The sequence below is a fragment of the Calyptranema fuscum S582 genome, assembly GCF_055793305.1.
The window spans coordinates 157,355-181,707 of record NZ_JBSLYH010000008.1; the positions used below are offsets into that span (position 1 = coordinate 157,355).

Genomic DNA, 24,353 nt, shown 5'->3' on the forward strand with positions numbered 1-24,353 from the left:
GATTCTCTGTAGGGGCGTACGGCCGTACGCCCCTACCCAAGAATTGAGGTTTATTAAATCCACGATCCTTAGTTCTTTTTTTGTTTAAGCCAATAGGTAGACATTTCACCAAATCCTTTCACATCCAGCACCCCGCGTTCTTCAAACAGATAGAGATGCTTGAGTTGTTGATAGGTAGCTGCTGCAACCTGAATGCTTCCCGGTACACCCTGCGTCTGCATCCGACTTGCCAGATTCACAGTTTCTCCCCAGAGATCATAGGTAAACTTCTTCGTGCCAATGACCCCTGCAACAACAGGTCCTGTATTAATGCCAATCCGCAGTTGGAAAGATGACCCCAAATCTGAATAAAACTCGGTAATACTGTGTTGCATGGCTAATGCCATATCCGCGACCAGCTCGGCGTGATTGGCACAGGGCATGGGCAACCCACCCGCCAGCATGTACTCATCTCCCATCGTTTTAATTTTTTCTAGACCATAAAACTCAGCCAAACGGTCAAACTCAGAAAAAATTCGATTCAGCAGGTCAACTAAGCTAGAAGGTGCAATGCGAGTTGAAAGTCGTGTGAAATCGACAATATCAGCAAACAATACGGTAACTGACTCAAAACTGTCGGCAATAGTTGCCTGTTTTCGTTTTAATCGTTCTGCAATAGACTGCGGCAGAATGCTGAGCAACAACCGCTCTGTTTCCTGGCGTTGACGATACAGCTCTGCTTCGGCATGTCTCCGTTCGGTAATGTCTTGCACCATGCCTTCGTAATACAGCAGTTGCCCATCTGGATCTTTAACCACCCGAATGTTTTCTGAAATCCAAATTTTTTGCCCGTCTTTGCGATTTACTTGCGATTCAAAATCGATCGCCTGTCCATGCTGATTCAGATACACATTCAGTTCTTCGCGGCGTTTTGGACGACTGTAGATTTGATTGACATTATGGATATGCTCAAGAAACTCGGCAACTGAGTCATAGCCATACATTTTAGCCAGAGCCGGATTTGCCGCCAGATACCGACCATCGGCAGAGGTTTGAAAAAACCCTTCGATCGCATTTTCCAGAACACTCCGATATTTTTCTTCCGCCTGTTTGCGCTCGTAAATTTCTTGTTGCAGTTGTAAGTTCTGTTGTTGTTGTTGCTGTTGTAAGCGCCGCAAACTAAGGTGAATTTTAACCCGCACTAACACTTCAGCTACATGAAAGGGTTTGGTAATGTAGTCAACGCCACCAATTTCAAACGCTTTCACCTTATCAAATACTTCATCTAAAGCGCTAATAAAAATAATTGGAATTTCGCAGGTTTGAGGATTTGCTTTGAGGGTTTTGCACACTTCAAAGCCATCCATTTCTGGCATACAAATATCCAGCAAAATCAGCTCTGGTTGGGCAGCCTGAATGGCAGTCAGTGCCATGCGTCCATTGATGGCTGCCCGGATCTGATAGCCCTTCTCTGTTAGCAGATTAGAAAGAAGACGAAGATTATTAGGCGTATCATCCACAATTAAGATATCGCCCTGTCGCTCTGTCAATTGGCTATCGATTTGATGGTTGTTCATTCCAGAGTTTGCTGTGTTGTATCCATGATGACGTCTAAGCGAAAATCGTTAATCAAATCCATTAGCAAACTTCTTAGAATTGTTTGCTGCTCAGGAATATCTTGAACTAATTCAAGAACTCTTTGAATATCAGCTTGAGATGATGCCTGATGGAGCTTTCTTAACCAGACCTGGGGCATGGGCGTTAGATCGGTCGGCTTTAACTGACGACCCGTGGAAGATTGGGGAAATCCTCTATCGCTAAAACTATCAAGCGAATTGAGCGACTTGGGTTGCAGGGTTTCACCCCTGAGGTATTGCACCCCTAAATGGGTCTCAATTTTGTCGAGTAAGTCTTGTTTTTTGAAGGGTTTATGCACTAAATCGTTGCAACCACACGCCAGAATGTTTGCTTGATCCTCATCAAACGCACCTGCGGTGAGAGCAATGATCACCGTGGTGGGGTGCGGCGCTTCCAGAGCACGAATCTTTTGAGTGGCTTCATATCCATCCATCACGGGCATTCGCATATCCATCCAAATCAGATGAGGCTGCCAAGACTGCCAAAGAGCTATCGCCTCTGCTCCATTTCTAGCCTCTTGCACGTCAAAACCAATCGGTTTTAGTATTTTTGTGACGAGTTGGCAGTTTATCTTAACATCATCCACGATGAGGATGCGATAGGCGGGTTGGTCGGGTGCAAGCCCAATTATCGGCTGTGTGTCAGGTTCGTCTGGCTTTTCTACCATTTGCCCTTGCTTTAGCGGCAACTCAAACGAAAAGCAACTGCCCACACCCGGTCGGCTACGAACGGTCAGATCCCCACCCATCAGGCGGACAAACTTACGGCTAATCGGCAAACCCAGCCCTGTGCCCTGTCTAGATTGCCGTCCACTTTCGGTTTGCACAAACGGTTCAAATAAAACGTTGAGTTCTTCGGAAGTGATACCCGGTCCCGTATCAGCCACTTCAAACTGCAAGGTATAAGCGGGAGCAGGGGATACAGGCGCAAGGGCAGGTTGCAGCAGTGCCGGACTGGTTGCCACGGTGGGCGGTTTCACCGCTCGATTCCACTGACTGATGCCCCCTTCTTTGAGGCTGACGAGTACCGTCACATTGCCGGTTTGGGTGAACTTGATGGCATTACTCAGAAGATTGATCAAAACCTGGCGCAGTTTGCCCGAATCTGCTTCGATAAATTGCGGCACTGCCGCATCTTGCCGAATCACTAAGGTCAGATCTTTGTTGTGAGCCTGGAGCTGAAACATCTCCTCCAGATTGCTCAAGAGATTTTGCAAATCAAAGATTTCTTCGTTTAAGGTAACTTTGCCGGCCTCGATTTTAGACATGTCTAAAATATCGTTAATCAGTCTCAGGAGATGCTCTCCACTGCGGCTGATAATTGCCATATTTTCTTGCTGACTCGCCGGAAAATCGGGGCTGCGAGCTAACAACTGAGAAAACCCTAAGATCGCATTCAGAGGAGTTCTTAACTCGTGGCTCATGTTTGCCAAAAAGGTACTCTTGGCACGGTTAGCGGCTTCGGCTGCTTCTTTGGCTTGTTTGAGTTCGTGTTCGACTTGTTTGCGTTGGGTAATGTCGCGTGCTACCCAAATGACCGTTTCAGCATCGACCGGAGAGACGCTGGCATTCGACCAGGTTTCATAGCCGTCAAACATCAGTCGATACTCAACATTGAGCGTCTGCTGGGTTTCAAGACAGGTTCGGATATAACCCAAAAACAGATCAGCTGTCTCTTTGGGAAACAAGTCGTGTTGGGTATGCCCCAGCCGTTGGTCGTCCGGAACCCGGTTGACTTTGGAGTTAGAAGCCGGAATTTTAAGAAAATGTCCGTCGCGATCGATCACCAGCACCAGATCATCCATCGCCGCAAACAGTGCGCCCATTTCAGCATTGGCTTTTTGCAGTTCTTGCTCGATCCGCTGGCGTTCTTCAATTTCTGTTTGCAGTTGCAGGTTTTGCCGATCGAGGGCTTGCCGCTGCTGGTGTTCTTGTTCGAGCAATCTAGCCTGGGCGATCGCAATACCAACCTGAACCGCAATTTTTTCTAAAAATTCAATCTCATCACTCGTCCACTGGCGAAAGTGATCACATTGATGCAACGCAATCAGACCATTGGGCTGTCCTTGATAAGAGGTGCGCACTACTAACACAGACTTCAGTTCGATCTGTCGCAGAATCGGAATGGCAGATTGCAAAAGCGGATCGGTGTAGATATTGGGAGCCGCTAACCCTTTGTCTTGGGTCAACGCCTTGATCGTGTAAGCATTGCCTTCTACCGGAATCTCGATATCCGCCAGACAGGAATGATCGGGGTCATCATATTCTGCTACCCAATGCAGTTTGGGGATTGGCTCAGGCTCATAAATGCGAATGATACAGCGATTGACCAAAAACGCTTGACCAATCTGGGTAGACGCCGTTTTGAACACGGACTGACTGTTGAGAGTAGACCGGATTTCTTCAGTAATTTGTCTGAGTAACAGTGCCTGACTCAGAGCACGTTCTAAGGCAATTTCTGCTCGTTCCCGTTCCCTGAGTGCAGCATGTTGCTTGCTAATATCGCGCACCATCAGCAAGACTTCATCGTCGTTAATCCGCGTGATCCGGGCTTCTTCATAGCGAATTTCGTCGGCGACCACAATCTGAAATTCATAAACCTGTAAATCACCTGTCTTTAAGGCTTTCAACACATATTCCATGCGTTGTTGAGCCAGATCAAAGGGCAACAAGTCATAGACATTGTTGCCCACGGCTTCGTCATCGGTTTTAAACAGTTTGACGTTGCCCCGATTGAGCTGGCTTAAAATCATGCCTTTACCATTCATCCGCACCATCAAATCGGGGATGGATGCCAGCAGGGCACGGTTAGTGGCTTCGCTATTGCGTAATGCCGTTTCAGCTTGTTTGCGATCGGTAATGTTCGTCGTAATCCAGACCACCGAATGGTGGTCAATCGGGGCAATACGGGCATCCGACCACACGTCTTTGCCATCGATCGCCAGCTTATATTCAGCACGGACGGTTTGTTGCGTCGTCAGTGCTTGCTGGATATACCCCAGAAATTGATCGGCGATCGCCCGAGGAAAAACTTCGTGTAGCGTTTTACCAATGCGTTCGTCTTTAGATCGATAGAGTAACTCTGTTTGTAAGGCAGGAATTTTGAGATGCCGTCCATCCTGATCAAACACAAAAATCAGGTCGGGCATGGCGGCAAAAAACGCCCGCATCTCAGCCGTTTGTTGGCGTGCCTGATGCACATCCTGCACCATCTCAGCAATTGTAGTTGACAGAGTTGCTAATTCTCGTATCCCTCCTGCCAGACGAGGAGTATCTAGTGGATGAGAATCAGCGGTCTGGCTGGCGGTTGTCAGTGCTACCAGAGAACGGCGTAGGCGCTGGCTAGTCAACCATGCCACTGCCACAGTGATGAGAGACGTGACGAGAAAACTAGAAGCGATCGCCCATTGACTCAACCCTGGCGATCGCACCTCGGCTCCAGAGTTCACCATCCACGCATAAGCAAACGCCCCCATCGCTACAACTACCTGAATACACAGGGGTGCGACCCACACAAGGGAAAGTGGGATCAGGCGAGAAGATTTGGCAGTCTGACTAGCTAGAGTCGGCATGAAAGATAGCTGAGACGCTGAATGGGTTGGTCATTGGGTAATGTTTTAGATCAGGTTCTAGATCGGGTGTTGAGTCAGGCAAAGGCTCCATTGGATTTTGTGTCTACCCCTCAATTTCACCTGACACACTGCCTTTCATAAGTCGGATCAAACATTTATATTTTGGCTTTTCTGCGAGAAAAACTCCACCTGCCAGCGGAGTCTCATAGACCCCGGATAGAGGACAGCCCCTGGTGAGTTATCCCTCAGACTCAAGCTTCTGGTCAAACTATAACTACAACTCAAAGTCTACAGCCAGCATCAGGATCACACATGGATCAGCCCCATGCACTTAGAATCGTGGATTAAACAAGATCGACTATTGGATCGTGTGGAAGGGCGAACAGCCGTTCGCCCCTACAGCAAATCAATCGACTATTGGATCGTGTGGAGGGGCGAACGGCCGTTCGCCCGTACAACAAATCATCGGAGTTATTTAATTCCCATTCCTTAGTAGTGAGGCAATGTCTCAGGGGTCAGTCGATCGCCATGCTCTACCCCAGTCGGCTTGATTTCAAACACCTATGCCTATGAAGTTTTGATGAAGAAAAATTGAACCGGGCGATCGCTCCTGTTACCCTGTTTATCTCTCAAGGAAACCCGTCATTCTGGCTGATGTTGCCCCAATTTCCTAACTGAGCTTGCTGACCTTCTCCCAGAGGATAACTGCCCCTTTCCTGTCCCTTCCCCCCTGCCTCCATGAACCGAATCGTATAAAGCTTGACCGGAAGTTCATATAAAACATGGGACATTATGGGGACATTATTGGACATTATGTAGATTCCATGACCTGGCAGAAACCGATCCTCCGTGATCTAGCCTAGAATCAAGGTCTTAGACCCCGGTTTTGTTGGGCGCAGACTGTCTCGTAGACAATACCTGGAAACGGTGCCCACCCTTTGATTCACCCGATAAATTAATCATCGCGATCGCGATTTAGTCTTCGTTTAAGATTTTCTCCAACCTCTGTAAAATTGAGTATTTGACCCTGAGGATAAACCCGTGAGTCCAGAAACCTTGCTGCAAACACCCAACCTATCTGTCCCGACTGGCTCTATGAGTCCGGATGAATTTGACCAATACGTCATGTCTACGTATGGTCGATTTCCGTTAATGTTGGAGCGAGGAGACGGATGTCGCGTTTGGGATAGCGAAGGGCGAGACTATCTAGATTTTGTTGCCGGGATCGCTACCTGCACCTTAGGTCATGCCCATCCAGCGTTTATTGAAGCAGTCACCCGTCAGGCAAAAACGCTGCACCATGTGTCTAATCTCTATTACATTGCAGCTCAGGGTGAATTAGCGAAATGGTTGGTCGAGCATTCCTGTGCCGATCGCGCCTTTTTCTGTAACTCTGGAGCAGAGGCAAATGAGGGAGCAATTAAATTAGCCCGTAAATATGCCCATACCGTTCTCAATATCGAGCATCCGGTTATCATCACGGCTCATGCGAGTTTTCACGGTCGTACCCTGGCGACGATCACAGCCACAGGTCAGCCAAAGTACCAAAAGAATTTTGATCCCCTGATGCCCGGTTTCCACTATGTGCCATACAACAATATTTCGGCACTCGAGGAAGCGATCGCCTTGATCGATGGCAATGAACGTCATGTCGCTGCCATCATGCTAGAAGCATTGCAAGGAGAAGGCGGCGTCCGTCCCGGCGATCGCGCCTATTTCCAACGAATTCGAGAAATTTGTAACGAGAAGGGTATTCTCCTGATTCTGGATGAAGTCCAGGTTGGGATGGGGCGGTCTGGGCAGATGTGGGGCTACGAAAACTTAGGCATTGAACCCGATATTTTCACCTCTGCGAAAGGATTGGGGGGTGGCATTCCCATTGGCGCGATGCTGTGTAAGTCTTTCTGCGATATCTATCAACCCGGCGATCACGCCAGCACCTTTGGTGGCAATCCCTTTGCCTGTGCTGTCGCCCTCGAAATTTGCCGCACGATAGAACGCGATCGCCTGTTAGCAAATGTCCAGGAACGGGGCGAACAACTGCGTGCCGGATTGGGAGCGATCGCCCAAAAATATCCCCATTTGATCGCAGAGATCCGGGGCTGGGGATTGATCATGGGCATGGAACTGAAATCAGACGCTGAGTTGACATCTATCGAAGTAGTCAAAGTCGCCATGGCTCAGGGGTTACTACTGGTGCCAGCGGGTCCGAAAGTAGTCCGCTTTGTCCCCCCTCTGATTGTGTCGGAAGCCGAAGTCGATCAGGCAATTGTAGCGGTCGATCAGGCATTGGCTAGTTTTTAGTTAGCTGTTAGCTACTAGCTGTTAGCTGTCAGCTACTAGCTGTTAGCTGTCGGTCAGGCAATTGTAGCGGTCGATCAGGCGTTGGCTAGTTTTTAGTTAGCTGTTAGCTAGTACACCAACTTAAAAGTTTTAGAGGGGGTGGAGGGGGTAAAACCCCCTCTTGGGGGCGCAGCCCCCAAACCCCCATGTTTTGCAAAATTTCGTGTTTGCAACACTAGTAGCTGTTAGCTAGTAGCTAGTAGCTACTAGCTTTTCCCCACCCTGTTGTCAATTGGCTCTATCTGCAATACCTTTGAGAAGCTGTGCAGTGAAATGCATATGGCTGACGTTTAGGGATGTTTTGCGGGAGACTTTTAATCTCTCTACTTAAAAACCATCCCCAAGCGATGCTGTGAAATGGGCGTTGCTGATTTTGGGGACGAATTTGAATGTGCAACCCGAGGTTTCACGTCCCAAATCCATCCCGATATCAAGCGATGCCTGAAATGCACGTCAAAGGATAATGCAGTGGCGCTATGAAAACAGCGGTTGTCTACAGGAAGTATTGGAAATATCTGTTCTGGCTGAGTCCTATCCTGATTGTTATCGGTGTGACGGCAGGACTTGTTGCAGCCAGTTGGAGCGTTGTGCCGTTGAGTTTGATTGGGGCAGGAGTGGCGATCGCCATTCTCTGGCTGATCTATAACAGCAACGCCGTGCCCGGTTTTTTAGGACAACGGTCAACCCAGGCAAATACAAATGCTCTGATTGCAACCTTAGCCGTATTGGTGATTTTGGGGCTGATCAACTTTCTGGGAGTGCGCTATGTTTCCCGCCTTGATCTGACCGAAAACCGCGTCTTTACTCTGGCACCCCAGAGTGTGGAAGTGGTCAAAAGCTTACAAACTCCGGTCAAAGCCTGGATCTTTTCGAGTGCGCCCGACTCCATCGATCAGGCATTGCTGGACAACTACAAACGCCAGAATGCGCAATTTAGTTACGAATATATCGATCCCCAGGCTAATCCGGGGCTAACCCGGAAATTTAATGTGCGCCAACCGGGCGAGGTCTATCTCGAAAAAGGTGACGAAAATCGCCTGGTGCAGATTATTACACCGGACGAAAAGCTATCTGAACGTAAACTCACCAGTGCGATCGCCCAAATTTCTAACCCGGTCGCAGCCAAAATTTACGTCGTCCAGGGTCATGGAGAACGACCGCTAGAAGCTGGAGAAGGGGGCATTTCTGAAGCGATCGCTGCCTTAAAGGATGGCAATTTTGTTACCGAACCGCTAAATCTAGCTGAAACCACTAACGTTCCAGATGATACATCTGTTTTAGTCATTGCCGATCCCCAACGAGCCTTTCTAGACGTTGAAGTCACTGCTCTAGAGAACTATCTCAAACGCAAGAGCGGTCTACTGCTGTTGCTGGATCCCAAAACAGATCCGACTCAGTCAGTCGATACAGGCTTGGATGAATTGCTGGATGATTGGGGCGTGAAATTAAGCAACCTGTTGTTGGTTGATCCAGCCGGTCAGTCAGCGGGTTTGGGGGCTGCCGTGCCCATCGTCACACAGTATGGCAATCACCCAATTACGCAAGATTTCGCGAACGGCATCTCTTTTTACCCAGTCGCGCAGCCATTGGGATTGAACGAGAAAACAGGCGTAGAAGCCGTCTCGATCATCATTACCAGCGATCGCACCCAGGCACAACGACTCACTGAAAGCGGACAGTTAGAATTTGATCCCACGTCGGGGTTCCAGGGTGAAATGACGCTGGGGGCAGCGCTCAGCCGCCCGGTCGAAACGACAGACGACTCAACCGATTCCACACCATCCCCAGAAACCAGCCCAGAAACCAGCCCAGACGCCAGTCCAGAAACTAGCCCAGATGCCAGTCCTTCTCCATCCACCGACGCCGAAGACGACTCGGAGACGGAAGACAGCGAAGACGACAGTGATCAACCCTCTGACGATGCTGAATCGGATGAAACTGCCCAGGCTCGCATGGTCGTGATCGGCAACTCTAGCTTCATTACCGATGGATTGGTGAATCAGCAACTGAATGGCGATGTCTTCCTCAATTCCGTCAGTTGGCTGAGCCAGCAAGATCAACAAACCCTCTCCATCCGTCCCAAAGAATTTACCAATCGTCGCCTTGTCCTGAGCGGTCAAATGCAACTGATTCTTGCGTTGTTAGCGCTCGTAGCATTGCCTGTGATTGGCTTTGGGATGGCAGTTATAATCTGGTGGTCACGGAGATAAACCCTTGGAGAGCCGACCAGATCCGGGGATGAATTCGAGTGTGAACCCTGCGGGTTCATACTCGAATTCATTCTCAAAACCAGTGCTGTTAGAACCTGATGAGATGTTTTGAGAACCGATATGAAACTGAAGCCAACAACCATCGTATTAGTGCTGGCGGCAGCGATTTTGGGTGGTGTCGTCTATTTTTCTCAGACGCAGACCCCATCCTCTCAAACGGGAAGTTCGGAGACAACCGGCACGCCGATCTTCAACATTGAGGAAAGTCAGGTTCAATCGTTCACCCTGAAAACTCAGTTGCGATCGCTCTCCTTTGAAAAAGATAGTCAGGGCGTTTGGCAGATGAAATCTCCTGAGCCCACAACTGCCAATGATGCCAGCATCGCCTTTCTACTCAATCTCATCACCACAGCAACCAGCGATCGCACCTTGACGGCACCCGCAACCGACCGAGAACAATTTGGCTTTCATCAACCCCTGGCCGTGATCGAATTCACCCTCGACAACCAGGAAACGCACAGCTTAACCCTGGGAGAATACGACTTTAACCGGAGCTTCATTTACGCGCAAGCCGATGCGCCCAGTGATCCCAGTGCGACACTTCAGGTTTTACTCGTGCCCCCCGACTTCGAGAATGCTGTAAGCCGCCCCTTAGCCGAATGGAAACAAGCTACAGAGCCAGATAGTAATACGTCAGCCAGCCCGGATGCAGACGGCTCTGATGCAGCCAGTCCCACTCCAGAAAGCTCTACGTCAGCAAGTCCCACCCCAGAAAGCTCTACTTCAACCAGTCCTACCCCAGAAACGCCTGCTGAAGCAAGTCCGACTCCAGAACGCCCCACGCCAGAACGCCCCACGCTAGAAAGCCCCACATCAACCAGTCCAGATTCACAAAGCCCAACCCCTTGACGGAGTAATAGTGAGCAGTAAAGGGATAATGATGAAGAGGCTGTTAGCTAATAGCTGATAGCGAATACCAACGCCGACAACGAACAACTAAACCTTTCTCCCACCTGTTTCCTAGCGAAAAGCTGTTAGCTAATAGCTAGGAAACAACTAAACCTTTCTCCCACCTGTTTCCTAGCAATGACAAGTCCGACTGCCATCTTGTTGATCTCTTGCCCCGACCAAAAGGGATTGGTTGCTAAAATTGCCAATTTTATCTATTCCAACGGCGGCAATATTATCCACGCCGATCAGCATACTGACCTAACCATGGGGTTATTTCTCACCCGGATTGAATGGCAGTTAGAAGGATTCAATTTACCGCGTGACTTAATTGCACCGGCATTTAACGCGATCGCCAAACCATTACAAGCCAATTGGCAACTCCAGTTTTCCGATACCATCCCGCGCATTGCTATCTGGGTGAGTCGCCAAGATCATTGTTTATATGATTTACTCTGGCGACAACAGGCTGGTGAACTGAATGCCAAAATTGCCGTGATTATCAGTAACCACGAAAACTTAAGGGCGATCGCCACTCAATTTAACATCGACTATCACCACATTCCGATCACTGCCGAAACCAAACACGAGCAAGAGAAAAAACAACTGGAATTACTTCATCAATACCAAATTGATCTCGTTGTTTTAGCGAAGTACATGCAAGTTCTCTCGTTTGACTTTATCGCCCAATTTCCCCAGGTGATTAACATTCATCACTCCTTCCTACCCGCGTTTGCCGGTGCCAACCCATACCAACGGGCTTACGAACGAGGTGTCAAAATTATTGGCGCAACAGCACACTACGTTACCCAAGATTTAGACGAAGGACCCATCATCGAACAAGACGTTGTCCGCGTCAGTCATCGCGACCAGGTCAGTGATCTGATCCGCAAAGGCAAAGACCTGGAACGAGTCGTCCTTGCCAGAGCCGTCAGACTGCACCTGCAAAATCGAGTCTTAGTCTACGCCAACCGCACCGTCGTATTTGCGTGAGTTAGCTAATAGCTAATAGCTATTAGCTATTAGCTAATGAGTCTTTACCCTGACCCCTGACCCCTTAACCTTCTTACAATGACCTCTAACCCAATCCGTATTTGCATTATTCTTGGAACGCGACCGGAAGCGATTAAGCTGGCACCTGTCATTCAGCAGTTTCAGCAATGCCCAGAGTTTGAAACACGGGTGGTGCTGACGGGTCAACATCGAGAGATGGTTGAGCAGGTGATGCAATTGTTTGATTTGAGTGCCGATCACGATTTGGCAATCATGCAGCACAAGCAAACCCTGACTGATATTACCTGCCGTAGTCTACGGGGATTAGAAACGCTATTTCAGGAGATCAAACCCCAACTGGTGATTGTGCAAGGAGATACGACTACGGCATTTGCAGCTGCGATCGCCGCTTTTTATCAACAGATTCCCGTCGGGCATGTAGAAGCGGGATTGCGTACCGATGATCTCTACAATCCTTATCCGGAAGAAGCCAATCGCCGCCTGATTTCTCAAGTAACGCAGTTGCATTTTGCCCCAACCACATTGGCTGTAGAGCATTTGCAACGATCGGGTGTGGTCGGTGAGATTCACCATACTGGCAATACGGTGATTGATGCCTTGCTATCCGTGGCACAGCGATCGCCTGCTTGCCCAATTCCTAATCTGGATTGGAATCAATACCGCGTCTTGCTTTCAACCGTACATCGACGAGAGAATTGGGGAGAACCTGTCAAAGAAATTGCCCAGGGTTTCTTACAAATCCTGGAAAAATTCCCCGATACAGCATTGTTATTGCCGTTGCATCGCAATCCAACCGTGCGAGAACCGCTGCAAGCGATGCTGGGCAATCATCCCAGAGTATTTTTAACCGAACCCCTGGACTATGGTGAATTGGTGGGTGCGATTCAGCATTGTCATCTGGTGCTGACCGATTCGGGTGGATTGCAAGAAGAAGCTCCCAGCTTAGGCAAACCCGTTCTGGTGCTGAGAGAAACCACAGAACGCCCTGAAGCCGTGACAGCAGGAACTGCCAAACTGGTCGGCACCCAGCCTCAGAGTATTTTTAATGCGGCGTTGGAATTGCTCAGTGACGCCGATGCCTATCAGCGCATGGCAACAGCCGTCAATCCCTTTGGGGATGGTCATGCTGCCGATCGCATTCTCAAAATTGTGCAACGCTATTTTTCTGAATCAAAATCTTAAGGTGGTGCGTAAGGCAGCAACAAAAATGGTGTCATTGCTGGAGATATGCCCCGGATCGGTGACGATAAAGAAGCCAGGTGTGATAGAGAGATTGTCATTCACCCGAAATCGATAAAAGACTTCATAGTGCAGTCCCGATCCTTCATCTTCCGTTTGAATCAAAGTGCCAACCCGCAATCGGGGCGGTTGACCGACCATGACACCCAATAGATCACCTTCTCGCCCAAACAGATCCAGTAACCCCAGCGAAAATTGGTAAGTCGTGGACAGGGCAGCGGCATCCGATTCCAGCGAAACAGTACCCATCACCCCGCCCCATGCTCCAACGACTACATTGGGTGTCACTTGCCATTGAAATGTACCCGCGATCGCATGAATGGCAGCGGGTTCATTAAACCCACCCGACGTATCAGCATTATTGCTGCCGGTGAAGGTGTTGAGAAATCCGTTCTGGTCGAAGGCATTAACGTAGGCAAGGGCAGTCGTGACATCATCCACAGGACGGGTCAGGAGTTGGACGCCCAGTGCTCGATGGTCGGATGCGAATAGACCTTGCCCCGGATCGCTGGCATCTCTGGCTCCATAAGCCACCTGGAGCCGAACCCGATTGGTCAGCAAGAGGTCAACCCCCACACCACTATCTAACCCACCGATGCGAAACACCGGATTGAAGGCAGCAAAGCGAGACAGGGCACCATCGCTGGCACTGGAAAACAGAGAGTTAGGACTCAACACTGTAGTCAGACCAAAGCCCACAGGTTTGACGGTAACGACCAGGCGATCGCCCACGGCAAAGCGATATTCTAACGAACTCAGCTGAATCCGGTTATCGGTGTCGTCTTGATAGCCCAACAATGCCATGTTGGTATTCAAACTAGTGGGTGAGGCAAAGCCGCGATCGCCAAAATTCCCTGCCGACAACCCGATCCGAAAGGCATCGCGCCCACTGAATGAGCCTGCAAGCTGAAGCTGCGTCAGATGGGTGAAAACCATATTGCCGTCACCTGTGCCGGGTGGATTGCCCCCACCCGCCGTTGCCAGTCCAAAAATCGTCTCGCCGCCCAACTGCACGGTGGTAGAAAATTGCTGGGCTTCCAGTTGTGCAGCACGGTTTTCCAGCGTTCCGACTTGGCTACGGATAGCAGCCAGTTCGGTCGAAAATTCGGTCTGGAGGCGTTGCAGGGTTGCCAAATCGTCCTGAGTAGCATACCCATCGGTGGCGATCGCAGGTAGTTGGGTAAGAGCTTCGATGGCAGCATTGAGTCCGGCAGCAAATTCATAGCGCGTCAGAGAGCGATCGCCACGAAAAGTGCCATCGGGATAACCAGAGATCACCCCATAGCGCTCGACCAAGGTTTGTAACGCCTGATAGCTCCAATCGCTCGGTTGCACGTCCGATAGTTGAGAAACAGACGTCACCTGATCCATCGACGATTCAAATAAATCGGAGTCCCATAGATCTGGAAATGGGTTATCTGGGTCGGGTGAAGCGGTTTCGCTATCTGCCAGGGATTGGGAGTTCAACGGCTCTGGCGGAGACAACCGTTCGGCTTCAGTCTGGAATTCTACAGGTGATCGAGGTGGTCGGCTAGAGGGTTGCCCATGAGTCGTTTCATCCGACATCTCTGCGGTTAGCATTTCGCTAAAATTTGGGTCAGGGTTCGCGTCTAAGCTCTGATCTAAATGAACGTTTGTAACCGAGTTGAGAGGATCGTTGATAGTTTCGTCGCCATTAATCAAGGCAATCCACTCATCTGGAGTCATGCGATCGACTCGATCCAGGTCTGATGGAGCGATCGCAGAGTCATCCATGCCATTGTTAGCGTCGGAGGCTGTGTAAACCTGAACGCTGGGCAACATGCCAATAGGCAGATCTCCAGATAGAGTTGCGGGTGAATTTGTAGATAAAGTTTCGGGCGAATTTTCAGGCAGATCTTCAGATAAATTCTCGGGCGAATTTCCAGGCAGATCTTCAGATAAAGTTTCGGGCGAATTTTCAGATAGATTTTCGGGCAGATCTATCGGTACATCTGAAGTCTCCTGCTCTGCGATCGCTGTTGTTGGGACGCCAGTTTCTGCTGACAGACCAGTTGCCGTTGCCGGATGGGAGGATGACTCAGCAGCAGATGGATTGGATGGCACGGCGATCGCCAGGGTCATGGAATCGCCTAAATCTTGCGATCGCGTAGAGGGTTCAACCGTGGTAGTGCGATCGGGTGCGAGGATCTCCGGTGGCAGATTCGCTGGCTGAAGCTCTGCATAGGCAGGTGGCACCACCATCAAGATCGAAATCCCTGATAACACCCAACACCCTTGTCTATCCAAAACACCTCCTCTGCCCACTCAAGGCATCACATGGTTAAGTTGCTTACCGATCAGGCGGCAACCCAATGGTCAACTGTCCGGGACGTCGCCCACCCTGGGCAGGAATGTTGTCAAAATCGCCGTTGACATTAAAGACTTCAATGCGAATCGCTTGACCATTTTGCAACGTGACATTGCCTAACGACCCTAACGGAACCGTCGTGCCATCTTGGAAAATAACGGTGCCCACGGCATTATTACCGCTGAGTCCGGCGTTGCTGGCAGTGCCGCGACTTTCGTTGATTGTGATCGTGCGATCGTCCGTATTCACGGCGATGGGAATGACATTGCCATTGTCGTCTACAAAGTCGGCATTAAATCCGTCGGCTGTATCGTTTCTGCGGATAAAAACACCGTTCAATGTTTGTTGTGCGTCGATGATAATCGCTGAGCGTCCCCGTTGCCCATCAAAATCACTATCTGATCCACTCAACGCATCGCGCAAAAAGGTGGTGGCAAACCCTTCCAGTCGTCGTGCCTGTCGTCTTACGGCTGCCAGCGTTGCCGGACGTACAGCGTTAAGGCTAGTTTGCACAGCGGCGGGTTGTTGGGCGATCGCCGCTTCCTGTGACGGTCCCAATCCTGCGGCTAACGGAACATTGCGATAGAAAGCTTCCAGATCAAATTCTTGAATGTCTCCCAGTTGTCCACTGGCAACGGCAACCGTTTGTCCGCCTAACAGAGAAACGGCATCTGTTCCCGCCTCATTGGCAACGGTAATCTCGCCATCGGTCAGGGCAAACACTTGAGTTATGCCATTGGTCGCATCATGCACCACCATAACGGCGCTACTGCGTGCGGGTGCGGGCAACAAATCTTCCGTTTGCGTCAGCAATAAAGGATCGGGTTCACTCCGGCGTAACGGTGGAGGGTCGGAATGAACCCGATCGAGCGGAGACACCTGAATTGGGGCGACTTTCTCAACGCTTAGCGGCTCAGCCAACGCTGGTAGAGACTTATTGTTGAACCAACGCAGTGCAACGAGGGTGGCTGGTGTTCCCTGAGTCGAACGCGTTGCCGTCGGAAATTCTGACGTCGCAATATTAATCTGACTTTGAGGCGTGCGAATCTGAGTCCCCACGCTGTCAGGCGGACTGATAATCAGCGCTGTCCCATTTTCTAACACAAATGTGGTTTCGTTCAGGGCAACCAGATTGCGGAGTTGAAATCGCCGTAACCCAACTTCAAACCGAAATGTTGTATTTTGATCGACTCGTGCGATCGACCCTTCGTTAAACAAGAGTTCGGCAATAGCAGATGCCGATGTTCTCAAAGCATCTAATGGGACTAAAACGTCCGACAGTCTTGCGGCACGGGGCGTTTGTCCTCTTAACAAAAGCTGTACATTATTTTGTAGGCGATACACCTCTGCGCGGGTCAGGGTACTTTGTTGTGCGATCGCAGGCAGGCTGAGGCTACCGCATAGAACACTAGCAAACAAAGTAATCGTGGTGAATGACCCAATTCGCCGCTTCATCCTGGTGGTTCCTCAGAAATGCTGGCTTACTGAACTAAAATCCAACGCTAAACCATCGTCATGGTGAATCTTGAAATAAAACTTCACTTTTTCAGGGTTCGCTGACTTAGCGGGTGCCACCACCGCCTCGACGGGCAGGTGTTCCCCGGTTAGGAGGAACATACTGTAAGTCAACATCTAAAGAAGTGTCAACAACCTGAGACCTTAATTCACCTTCAGCATTAAAATGATTGCCCATGCTTTCAGCCTGAGAAGAGATTGGCATCCCTGCAAGTAAGCTGTAAGCCGTTAAAACAAGGGGCAGGATTGTTTTTACAGAAGACCACATCGCACTATCCTCAAAATCAACACATCAGATTGCTATGGATCTGTAGGTTGAGCCTCGAAGAAATATGCAAGGTGACAAGAAACTTTTGCAAAAGCAAACAGGCTTAAATTAAACTGATTTTCGTAGCAAATGCTACAGAAAAGATTTAAGATTAGATAGTGAGAAGGAATTTACTCCTCATCAATCTTTTCCAGAGTTTGGATATGTCGCCCCAGGTCGCAGGTTATCAATGCTGCTACAGAAGACATGGGTCGGCACTTCCAACTTACATTTCGCACTCTTCATTTCCTATAACTTTGTTCACACAGGATGCAGGCAAAACCTATGGCTCATGTATTTCGTCTCAACAACTCTGAAATCTTTGCGAAGCACCAGCAAAATATTGCCGTTTCTTTATCTCATCGGTTAGAAGTGGCAAGAGCCAACCATAATACGCAACTCGTTAGCCTATTAGAACAAGAACAGCGCCAACTGGGTCTGGGGGGCGCTTATGACCACCATGTCTCTGCGATCGCCAATTGGGTCAAGTCGTCCTGGAATAATTTGCTGGATGTCATTGATAAATCAACCCACCTATCGGTCGAGAAAGTTAAAGATGCCAACGGTGCTACCTGGTGGCATGCATTTGATCCGCAATCGGGTAAAGCGCTGTATGCTGAATCTGAATCGGAAGTGGTTCAGTGGATCGAAGACAACCACTTAGGGCAATAGCCATTGCATTCCTTAAATAGGGTTATAGTTTTGGGTGAGCAAACGGCGTTTGCTCACCCAAAACACGTTTAAAGTCAGTTTTCACGTCTTCCCAAAATCCGGTGCGTTGCCTGTAGACTCATGGCAAAATCCCGCAAACTTGAAGAAATCCAAGCCCTTCTGGCTGATGTCCGGGATGATCCAGTGTCAGAAGAGGCGATCGCCATTTTGCGTCAAGTGCTTCGCAGCAAATATTCCATTGCGATCGCCCAGGCTGCCAAGCTCATTGCAGAGTTTGCGATCGCATCGTTAATTCCCGATCTCATCGCCACGTTCGATCGGCTGATGGTCAAACCTGCGGATACAGATCCCGGTTGTCTTGCCAAAAAAGAAATTGCCAACGCCTTATATCACCTAGATTACAGCGACCCTGATCTATTCCTCCGGGGCATTCGCCACATTCAGCTAGAACCCGTCTGGGGTGGACAGGAAGACCAAGCCGCTCCCTTACGCGGCGTCTGTGCATTGGGCTTGGTGAGAATGAACTATGCCGATGTCATGACAGAACTGGCAGACTTACTTGCCGACCCCAAACCAGAAGCCCGCATCTCTGCTGCCCGAGCGATCGCCTATAGCGATAATCCAATCGGCATACCGTTGTTACGCCTGCGGATTAAAGTGAGTGATGACTTTGCCGTCCTGTCAGACTATTTGATTGCGCTACTAAAACTAGCGCCCCAGTCATCATTGCCCCTGGTGAAAGACTATCTCTATCGCCGCCAAGAACCCCCCGCTTTAGGTATCCATCCCGAAAGTGCCGAAGCGGCTGCTTTGGCGTTGGGGGAATCTCGCGTTCCGGAAGCATTTGAGCTACTCAAAGACTGGTGGCAACACCTACGCGATCCAGATCTGCGGCAGACTGGCTTGTTGGCGATCGCCATGCTGCGCACCGATGCGGCACTGGATTTCTTACTCTCTCTGGTAGCAGAAGCCCGACTGACGGATGCTCAAGCCAGTCTCCAGGTTTTGAGTCTGTATCGGCAGGATCAAGGCCTGTGGCAGCGAGTCCGTCACACCGTCGAAACCCGTGGCGATGCGAATTTACAGCGTTTGCTGGTTTAAATTCTGCCTGGAAACGATATAGCGCTGTGCAGGTTGATGCAGTACGGTGTTGTGGGGCGCGGAGCGCCCCACAACACCGTTTCTGCACTTAAAGTACTATATCTCTACCCAAATCAGTGGTTGTGAACGTAGCCCCGTTTTGCTAAAACTGAGATAGAGTAACAGAAATAGGCAAGGCAGCTTGTCTGATTGAAGCGTTGATCTATTGGCTGATGCTGCGGAGGATTTCGCGATGTGCATTTGCGTGAATTGCCACTACGTCGATCGGTGCACGACTTATAATGCCGTTGAGCATCAGCACCAACAACCTCATTTAACTGAGTTTCCAGACTTTGAAGCCGTCGAACCGACCATCAACGTCAACATCCGCAACAAAGATGATGTGATTGAGATGGAATGGGATGTGGTCGGGTGTCAAAGCTTTCAGCCAGAAATGGGGAAGTGGGCAAAACTAAGGCCGGGTGAGTTAGTTCCCACTTGATGAGCTACTGCTTTAACATTGCCTGCCAGAAACCGCACAACCCAGACGATGCTAAGTTTTGTCTGAATTGTGGGTCATCGCTAATTTTGGGCGATCGCTATAAAGCAATCAAAGTTTTAGGACAGGGCGGCTTTGGTCGCACCTTCCTGGCAATGGATCTGGCTGAACCCGATGCGCCCGATTGCGTCATCAAACAATCATTGCCTGACAATCGCACTAATTTTCAGTATCTCAATCAACCCGACAAACTCACCGATTTGTTTTATCAAGAAGCAGAACGGTTAGCGCAGTTGGGTCAGCATTCGCAAATCCCCCAATTGTGGGACTATTTTGAGCAGGCAAAGATTCATTATCTGGTACAAGAATTTATCGATGGACCCAATCTAGAAACGGTCTTGATCGACCATGGCTTATTCGGCGAAGCAGAAATCTGGCAAATTTTATTAGATTTATTGCCCGTCTTACAATTTATTCACCAGCATCGGGTGATTCATCGCGATATTAAACCCGAAAATATTATTTGTCCGCTGAATGACGAACGATTAGTATTGGTTGATTTTGGCGCATCTAAATACGCAGAAACCGACACCACTCTAGCGCGAACGGGGACAGTGATTGGTAGTGCGGCTTACGTTGCTCCCGAACAGGCGATGGGCAAAGCGGAGTTTGCTAGCGATCTCTTTAGTTTGGGTGTCACTTGCATTCATTTACTCACCGGAATGCACCCGTTTGATCTCTATTCCGTCAGCCAGGATGCGTGGATTTGGCGGCAATTTTTACCCAAACCTGTTAGTTCCAAATTACGTCGTATTTTAGATAAGTTGTTGCAACGGGCAACCAGCCAGCGCTACCAAACGGCAACTGACGTATTGCAGGATTTGGGCTTGGCACCAGACGCAAAGACTGTTTCATCCCGTCCTCCTTCCCCGAAACAACTCACAACTAACCACCCCAGCAAAGCCCCCCTGCACCGCTATGAACAGATTGTGCCAGAGCAAGTTTGGCACTGCCGTTTGACCCTGACCGACCATGCGGGTGCCGTGACCGCGATCGCCATTAGTCCTGACGGTCGCACCATTGCCAGTGGCAGTGTCGATAAAACTATCAAGCTGTGGGATTTGCCCAGTGGTGACTTGATCCATACCTTCAGTGGGCGATCGCTGTGGTTGGGCAATGGGCATACCAGTTCTATTTGTGGGTTAGTATTTACTCCCGATGGACAAAGCCTGGTCAGTGCCAGCGAGGATGGTGCCATCAAACTCTGGTATTTGCCAGAACTCAGTCTGGATGCGACGTTACCGGGGCATGGGTGGGGCATGACGGCGATCGCCCTCAGTCCTGATGGTCAACTCCTTGCCAGTGGCGGCGGCGATGGACGCATTCAAATCTGGGATTTAGATCATCGCGAACCGTTGGGCAATCTCACCCGCCATCAAAGCCAGATTAGTAGTTTGGCATTTAGCCAAGATGGGCAAGTACTGGCAAGCAGTAGTGAAGATGGCAAAATTTGCCTTTGGAATGCGGACACGGGGCAGTTGATTCATCTCCTGAAAGGACACCCTGATGGCATTGGTGCGATCGCCATTAGCCCGATTCATACCCCCACGTTCAAACAGAAGCAACAAACCTTGATCAGTGGCAGTTGGGATAAAACCCTAAAAATTTGGGATATGCAAACAGGTGAACCCTTACGCACCCTGGCAGCTCATGGCGATCGCATTACCTGCGTCACCTTTAGCCCCGATGGGACTTTATTTGCCAGTGGCAGCGAAGATAGCAGCATCCAGATCTGGAGTTTTGATCGCAGTTTTCGAGAACGTCCCCTGATTGAAACCCATCGCCTATGCACCCTCAGACACGCCTGGACAGTCACCACACTCGTATTTAGCCCCGATGGACACACCTTGATTAGTGGTAGTGCCGATGAAACCGTTAAAGTATGGCAGCACGTATAGAGAAGGAAATTAAAAATTTTGGTAAAGCGATCGCTGATATAGCGAGTCTAAAACACGTGTAACATCAGCAAGTTGTGAGAGGCACACCCCAGTTGCGATCGCTGATAGTCAAAAACTTTGGTGAGACAATTGCCAGCAAGTTGTGAGAGGCACACCCCAGTTGCGATCGCTGATAGTCAAAAACTTTGGTGAGACAATTGCCAGAATAGAAAGCAATTGCAATTTTGGTTATACCAAAGTATAACTGAAATGATAGCGATGCAAATCAAGGTCACCATGAAAACTGCTATTTCGCTTCCAGATTCAGTTTTTGCCGAAGCAGAAGCACTTGCCGCACAGTTAGGACTTTCACGCAGTGAGCTTTACACCAAAGCGTTACAAGCTTATCTACAAAAGTACAACCGCGATCAAATTCTGAACAAGCTCAATCAGGTGTATTCTGATGCCTCTTCCGAACTAGATCCAATGATGGCAAAGATGCAGTTTATGTCCTTGCCCCATGAGGATTGGTAATGTATCGAGGAGAAATTTGGTGGGCGAACTTACCCGAACCAGTCGGTTCAGAACCTGGATATCGTCGCCCGGTTTTAGTGATTCAAGATGATACGTTTATCCAAAGCCGTATCGGTACAGTTATAGTCATCACTATCACTTCAAACATTCGCTTAGCAGAAGCACCTGGCAATGTATTACTACCTTGTGAAGCATCAGGTTTGCCCAAAGCGTCGGTTGCTAACGTATCTCAAATCCTCACGCTTGACAAAACATTTTTAGTGGAACGAATCGGTTCACTTCCAGAGTTTTTGCAAGAAGAAGTAGATGAAGGGCTACGAATAATTCTTTGTCTTTAAAACTACCATTGCACAGCACAGCAGGAATAGGGCGATCGCTTAGCACAATATATTGAGTTAATGCTAACCATATAACAAATTTCATACATCAGAACTCTTTGCAAATTCTCAAAATGTACAAAAAGTTTTGCCTTAATTACCTATCCATGGATAAATTAAGAACAATTTGGTTAAATCAAGATTGTTAGGTTACATTAGTGTCTTGGTGGAGTAGTGCTATAGCCTAGTCCAGACTCGAAAATTTGGGATGTCACTAATTTAGTAAATAGAACAAACTATTAAGAAAAGATTTATGGCAAGCAACTTATTCCTAGACGCCCTGATTAGTAGGGAGGACTTTGATGTCCAAGATGAATCGCAGATTTCTCAAGGACCACATAAAACAACTTTAAGCTACAGCGACTTTAAAATTCCTGGTTTTTTCTTTGCATCTTTAAGAAAACCTGATTTTCAGAGAGAAACTAGTGAATGGGATGCTGAAAAAGTACTTGATTTAATTGAAAGCTTCCTCGATGGTGATCTCATTCCGGCGGTTATTCTTTGGAAATACGGAGATAGTTATACATTCGTCATAGATGGTGCTCATCGAATTAGTGCTTTAGCTGCGTGGGTTAATGACGACTATGGCGATGGCAAACTTTCAAGAAAATTTTTTGATAATAGTCTTCCTGAAATCCAGATTGAAAATGCACGAAAGGCTAGAGAATTAATAAATTCAAAAATTGGTGCATTTAAGCACTATGAAGAATCTCTATTTGAACCTGATTTAGCAGAAGATAAAGTCAAAAAAAGATTGAAAAGCCTTGGAACGAGAGCCATACAGCTTCAATGGGTTGATGGAGATTCAAGAAAAGCCGAAGATTCCTTTTTTAAGATTAATCAAAAATCTACTCCTCTCAGCGAGAGTGAAATTTCTGTCCTAAGATCTAGAAGAAAGCCCTCTGGTCTTTGCTCAAGAGCTATCCGTCGCGGAGGTCAGGGTTATAAGTACTGGAAAACGTATAATCCTCAAATAGCTGATGCTATTCAGAAAGAAGCAGAAGAAGTCAACAAACTGATTTTTAACCCAATAGTACCTAGTCCTATTAAGAGTCTAGACCTACCTTTGGGTGGAGAAAATTATAAAACTAACACTCTATCAATGATTTATGAACTAGTTAACATCTTTAAAAGTGACACAGAAGTCGATGACGAGACTGGGGAAAAAACGCTTAGCCTATTGAAAACTATTCATAGAGCATTAAGACGGGTGAACGATATTCATCCCTCTTCTTTGGGTCTTCATCCTATAGTTTACATATACAGTAGCAATGGGCACTTTCGAGTAAGTTGTTTTCATGCAGTAATTGAGTTTACTCAAAGATTAGAACAGAAACGTAAGCTCAATATTTTCACTAAGCATCGAGCTGATTTCGAAGTGATATTAATGATGTCTGATCATGTCATTCAACAAATTGTCCGAAAAGCGCGACAGGCTAATAAAGCAATAATTCCCATCACAGATTATTTTGAGGCAATTCTTGACGAGCTAAATAAAGATGTTCCTCTTGAAAGTGTGTTAAAGAATATAGTTTTAAAGAAGCAATTTTCTTATTTAGTGCTGGAATCAGTTGAACAAGTAGAAGCTCTGTCTTCATCTTTCTCAAAAGATACTAAGAGTGCTGCATTTATTAGAGAGGCGGTCAAGGCTGCACCTCGCTGTTCAATTTGTGGTGGATTGTTACATTCAAAGTCAATTCAAATCGATCATAAAATACGGAAACAAGACGGTGGGACTGGAATATTGGAGAATGCTCAGTTGTCCCATCCTTACTGCAATAGTACTTACAAAAATTAAAATCTTTAAATGCAGTATTCTACGGGGAAAACCTTACCGTTTTATTTTTTAGTTTATGCTGATACAGTTTAAGCTAAACATAATCAAACACGTTTCTGGAATATAAGTTAAGTAATTGGTTGAAATACTGAGATTCAGAAATAAACTATAGATGGGTGACTTAACACTCATGTCGGCAGATTTGAAAGTGCTGGTGAATGTCTGCCTTCACCACTTGGAACTGTTAGTTTGATTGCTTCAAGGAAAGGAAAGAAGTGTAACTTCATCATCTAGTTATAAGTAGGCTGAAAGTTTTGAAGGCAAGGTGCGATCGCCCAAGCGATTTATATCGGTAGACAGTCTCAATCTAGCGATCGCTTTACC

General features: G+C 48.2%; 18 protein-coding genes. 12 read left to right on the forward strand and 6 right to left on the reverse strand.

Translation table 11 applies throughout. From position 1 onward, the window contains the following. Positions 1 to 68: 68 nt before the first annotated feature. From ACR6Z4_RS08105 to ACR6Z4_RS08115, 3 genes are all read right to left on the reverse strand, one after another. Positions 69 to 1,556, reverse strand: a complete 1,488-nt coding sequence (locus tag ACR6Z4_RS08105) for an adenylate/guanylate cyclase domain-containing protein (RefSeq protein ID WP_479716736.1) — start codon at positions 1,554 to 1,556, stop codon at positions 69 to 71. Continuing rightward, a complete protein-coding gene (locus ACR6Z4_RS08110; RefSeq protein ID WP_479716737.1) occupies positions 1,553 to 5,188 on the reverse strand; it encodes a PAS domain-containing protein in 3,636 nt (1,211 codons plus the stop codon). The genes ACR6Z4_RS08105 and ACR6Z4_RS08110 overlap by 4 nt, the downstream gene beginning before the upstream one ends. Positions 5,189 to 5,817: 629 nt before the next feature. Beyond that, on the reverse strand, positions 5,818 to 6,000 hold the full coding sequence (locus ACR6Z4_RS08115; RefSeq protein ID WP_479716738.1) for a hypothetical protein: 183 nt from the start codon (positions 5,998 to 6,000) through the stop codon (positions 5,818 to 5,820). A gap of 229 nt (positions 6,001 to 6,229) precedes the next feature. On the opposite strand from ACR6Z4_RS08115, the gene ACR6Z4_RS08120 reads away from it, so the two are divergent. The 5 genes from ACR6Z4_RS08120 to wecB all read left to right on the forward strand — a co-directional run bounded on the left by ACR6Z4_RS08120 (position 6,230) and on the right by wecB (position 12,885). Beyond that, positions 6,230 to 7,492, forward strand: a complete 1,263-nt coding sequence (locus ACR6Z4_RS08120) for an acetylornithine/succinylornithine family transaminase (protein ID WP_479716739.1) — start codon at positions 6,230 to 6,232, stop codon at positions 7,490 to 7,492. A gap of 515 nt (positions 7,493 to 8,007) precedes the next feature. Next, positions 8,008 to 9,741, forward strand: coding sequence for a GldG family protein (locus ACR6Z4_RS08125; protein ID WP_479716740.1), 1,734 nt, complete (start codon positions 8,008 to 8,010; stop codon positions 9,739 to 9,741). 120 nt (positions 9,742 to 9,861) lie between these two features. Continuing rightward, the gene (locus ACR6Z4_RS08130; RefSeq protein WP_479716741.1) at positions 9,862 to 10,650 is read left to right on the forward strand and encodes a DUF4340 domain-containing protein; all 789 of its coding nucleotides are present in this window, start codon (positions 9,862 to 9,864) and stop codon (positions 10,648 to 10,650) included. Between the two features lie 177 nt (positions 10,651 to 10,827). Then, a complete protein-coding gene (gene purU / locus ACR6Z4_RS08135; RefSeq protein WP_479716742.1) occupies positions 10,828 to 11,682 on the forward strand; it encodes a formyltetrahydrofolate deformylase in 855 nt (284 codons plus the stop codon). 78 nt (positions 11,683 to 11,760) lie between these two features. Next, on the forward strand, positions 11,761 to 12,885 hold the full coding sequence (wecB, locus tag ACR6Z4_RS08140) for a non-hydrolyzing UDP-N-acetylglucosamine 2-epimerase (RefSeq protein WP_479716743.1): 1,125 nt from the start codon (positions 11,761 to 11,763) through the stop codon (positions 12,883 to 12,885). Here wecB and ACR6Z4_RS08145 read toward each other — a convergent pair. The 3 genes from ACR6Z4_RS08145 to ACR6Z4_RS08155 all read right to left on the reverse strand — a co-directional run bounded on the left by ACR6Z4_RS08145 (position 12,874) and on the right by ACR6Z4_RS08155 (position 17,054). Continuing rightward, positions 12,874 to 15,210 carry an iron uptake porin gene (locus ACR6Z4_RS08145; RefSeq protein ID WP_479716744.1) on the reverse strand — a complete coding sequence of 779 codons (2,337 nt, stop codon included), beginning with the start codon at positions 15,208 to 15,210 and terminating at the stop codon, positions 12,874 to 12,876. The two genes, wecB and ACR6Z4_RS08145, sit on opposite strands and share 12 nt — an antisense overlap. A 43-nt stretch (positions 15,211 to 15,253) precedes the next feature. Further along, positions 15,254 to 16,726 (reverse strand): FecR domain-containing protein, encoded by a 1,473-nt coding sequence (locus ACR6Z4_RS08150; RefSeq protein ID WP_479716745.1) that lies wholly within the window; start codon positions 16,724 to 16,726, stop codon positions 15,254 to 15,256. 106 nt (positions 16,727 to 16,832) lie between these two features. Beyond that, entirely contained in the window at positions 16,833 to 17,054 is a 222-nt protein-coding gene (locus ACR6Z4_RS08155; protein ID WP_479716746.1) for a hypothetical protein, read from the reverse strand. Between the two features lie 324 nt (positions 17,055 to 17,378). Here ACR6Z4_RS08155 and ACR6Z4_RS08160 point away from each other — a divergent pair, with 324 nt between their 5' ends. The 7 genes from ACR6Z4_RS08160 to ACR6Z4_RS08190 all read left to right on the forward strand — a co-directional run bounded on the left by ACR6Z4_RS08160 (position 17,379) and on the right by ACR6Z4_RS08190 (position 23,990). Then, on the forward strand, positions 17,379 to 17,765 hold the full coding sequence (locus tag ACR6Z4_RS08160; RefSeq protein WP_479716747.1) for a hypothetical protein: 387 nt from the start codon (positions 17,379 to 17,381) through the stop codon (positions 17,763 to 17,765). 120 nt (positions 17,766 to 17,885) lie between these two features. Further along, complete coding sequence (locus ACR6Z4_RS08165) at positions 17,886 to 18,866, forward strand: hypothetical protein (protein ID WP_479716748.1); 981 nt, start codon at positions 17,886 to 17,888, stop codon at positions 18,864 to 18,866. Positions 18,867 to 19,098: 232 nt separating this feature from the next. Beyond that, a complete protein-coding gene (locus ACR6Z4_RS08170; protein WP_479716749.1) occupies positions 19,099 to 19,347 on the forward strand; it encodes a Ycf34 family protein in 249 nt (82 codons plus the stop codon). Next, positions 19,347 to 21,302, forward strand: coding sequence for a protein kinase domain-containing protein (locus ACR6Z4_RS08175; RefSeq protein WP_479716750.1), 1,956 nt, complete (start codon positions 19,347 to 19,349; stop codon positions 21,300 to 21,302). Before ACR6Z4_RS08170 ends, ACR6Z4_RS08175 begins: the two co-directional genes overlap by 1 nt. A 276-nt stretch (positions 21,303 to 21,578) precedes the next feature. Further along, on the forward strand, positions 21,579 to 21,815 hold the full coding sequence (locus ACR6Z4_RS08180; protein ID WP_479716751.1) for a hypothetical protein: 237 nt from the start codon (positions 21,579 to 21,581) through the stop codon (positions 21,813 to 21,815). Then, complete coding sequence (locus ACR6Z4_RS08185) at positions 21,815 to 22,153, forward strand: type II toxin-antitoxin system PemK/MazF family toxin (protein WP_479716752.1); 339 nt, start codon at positions 21,815 to 21,817, stop codon at positions 22,151 to 22,153. Before ACR6Z4_RS08180 ends, ACR6Z4_RS08185 begins: the two co-directional genes overlap by 1 nt. Positions 22,154 to 22,445: 292 nt before the next feature. Next, positions 22,446 to 23,990 (forward strand): HNH endonuclease family protein, encoded by a 1,545-nt coding sequence (locus tag ACR6Z4_RS08190; protein ID WP_479716753.1) that lies wholly within the window; start codon positions 22,446 to 22,448, stop codon positions 23,988 to 23,990. Positions 23,991 to 24,353 lie beyond the last annotated feature (363 nt).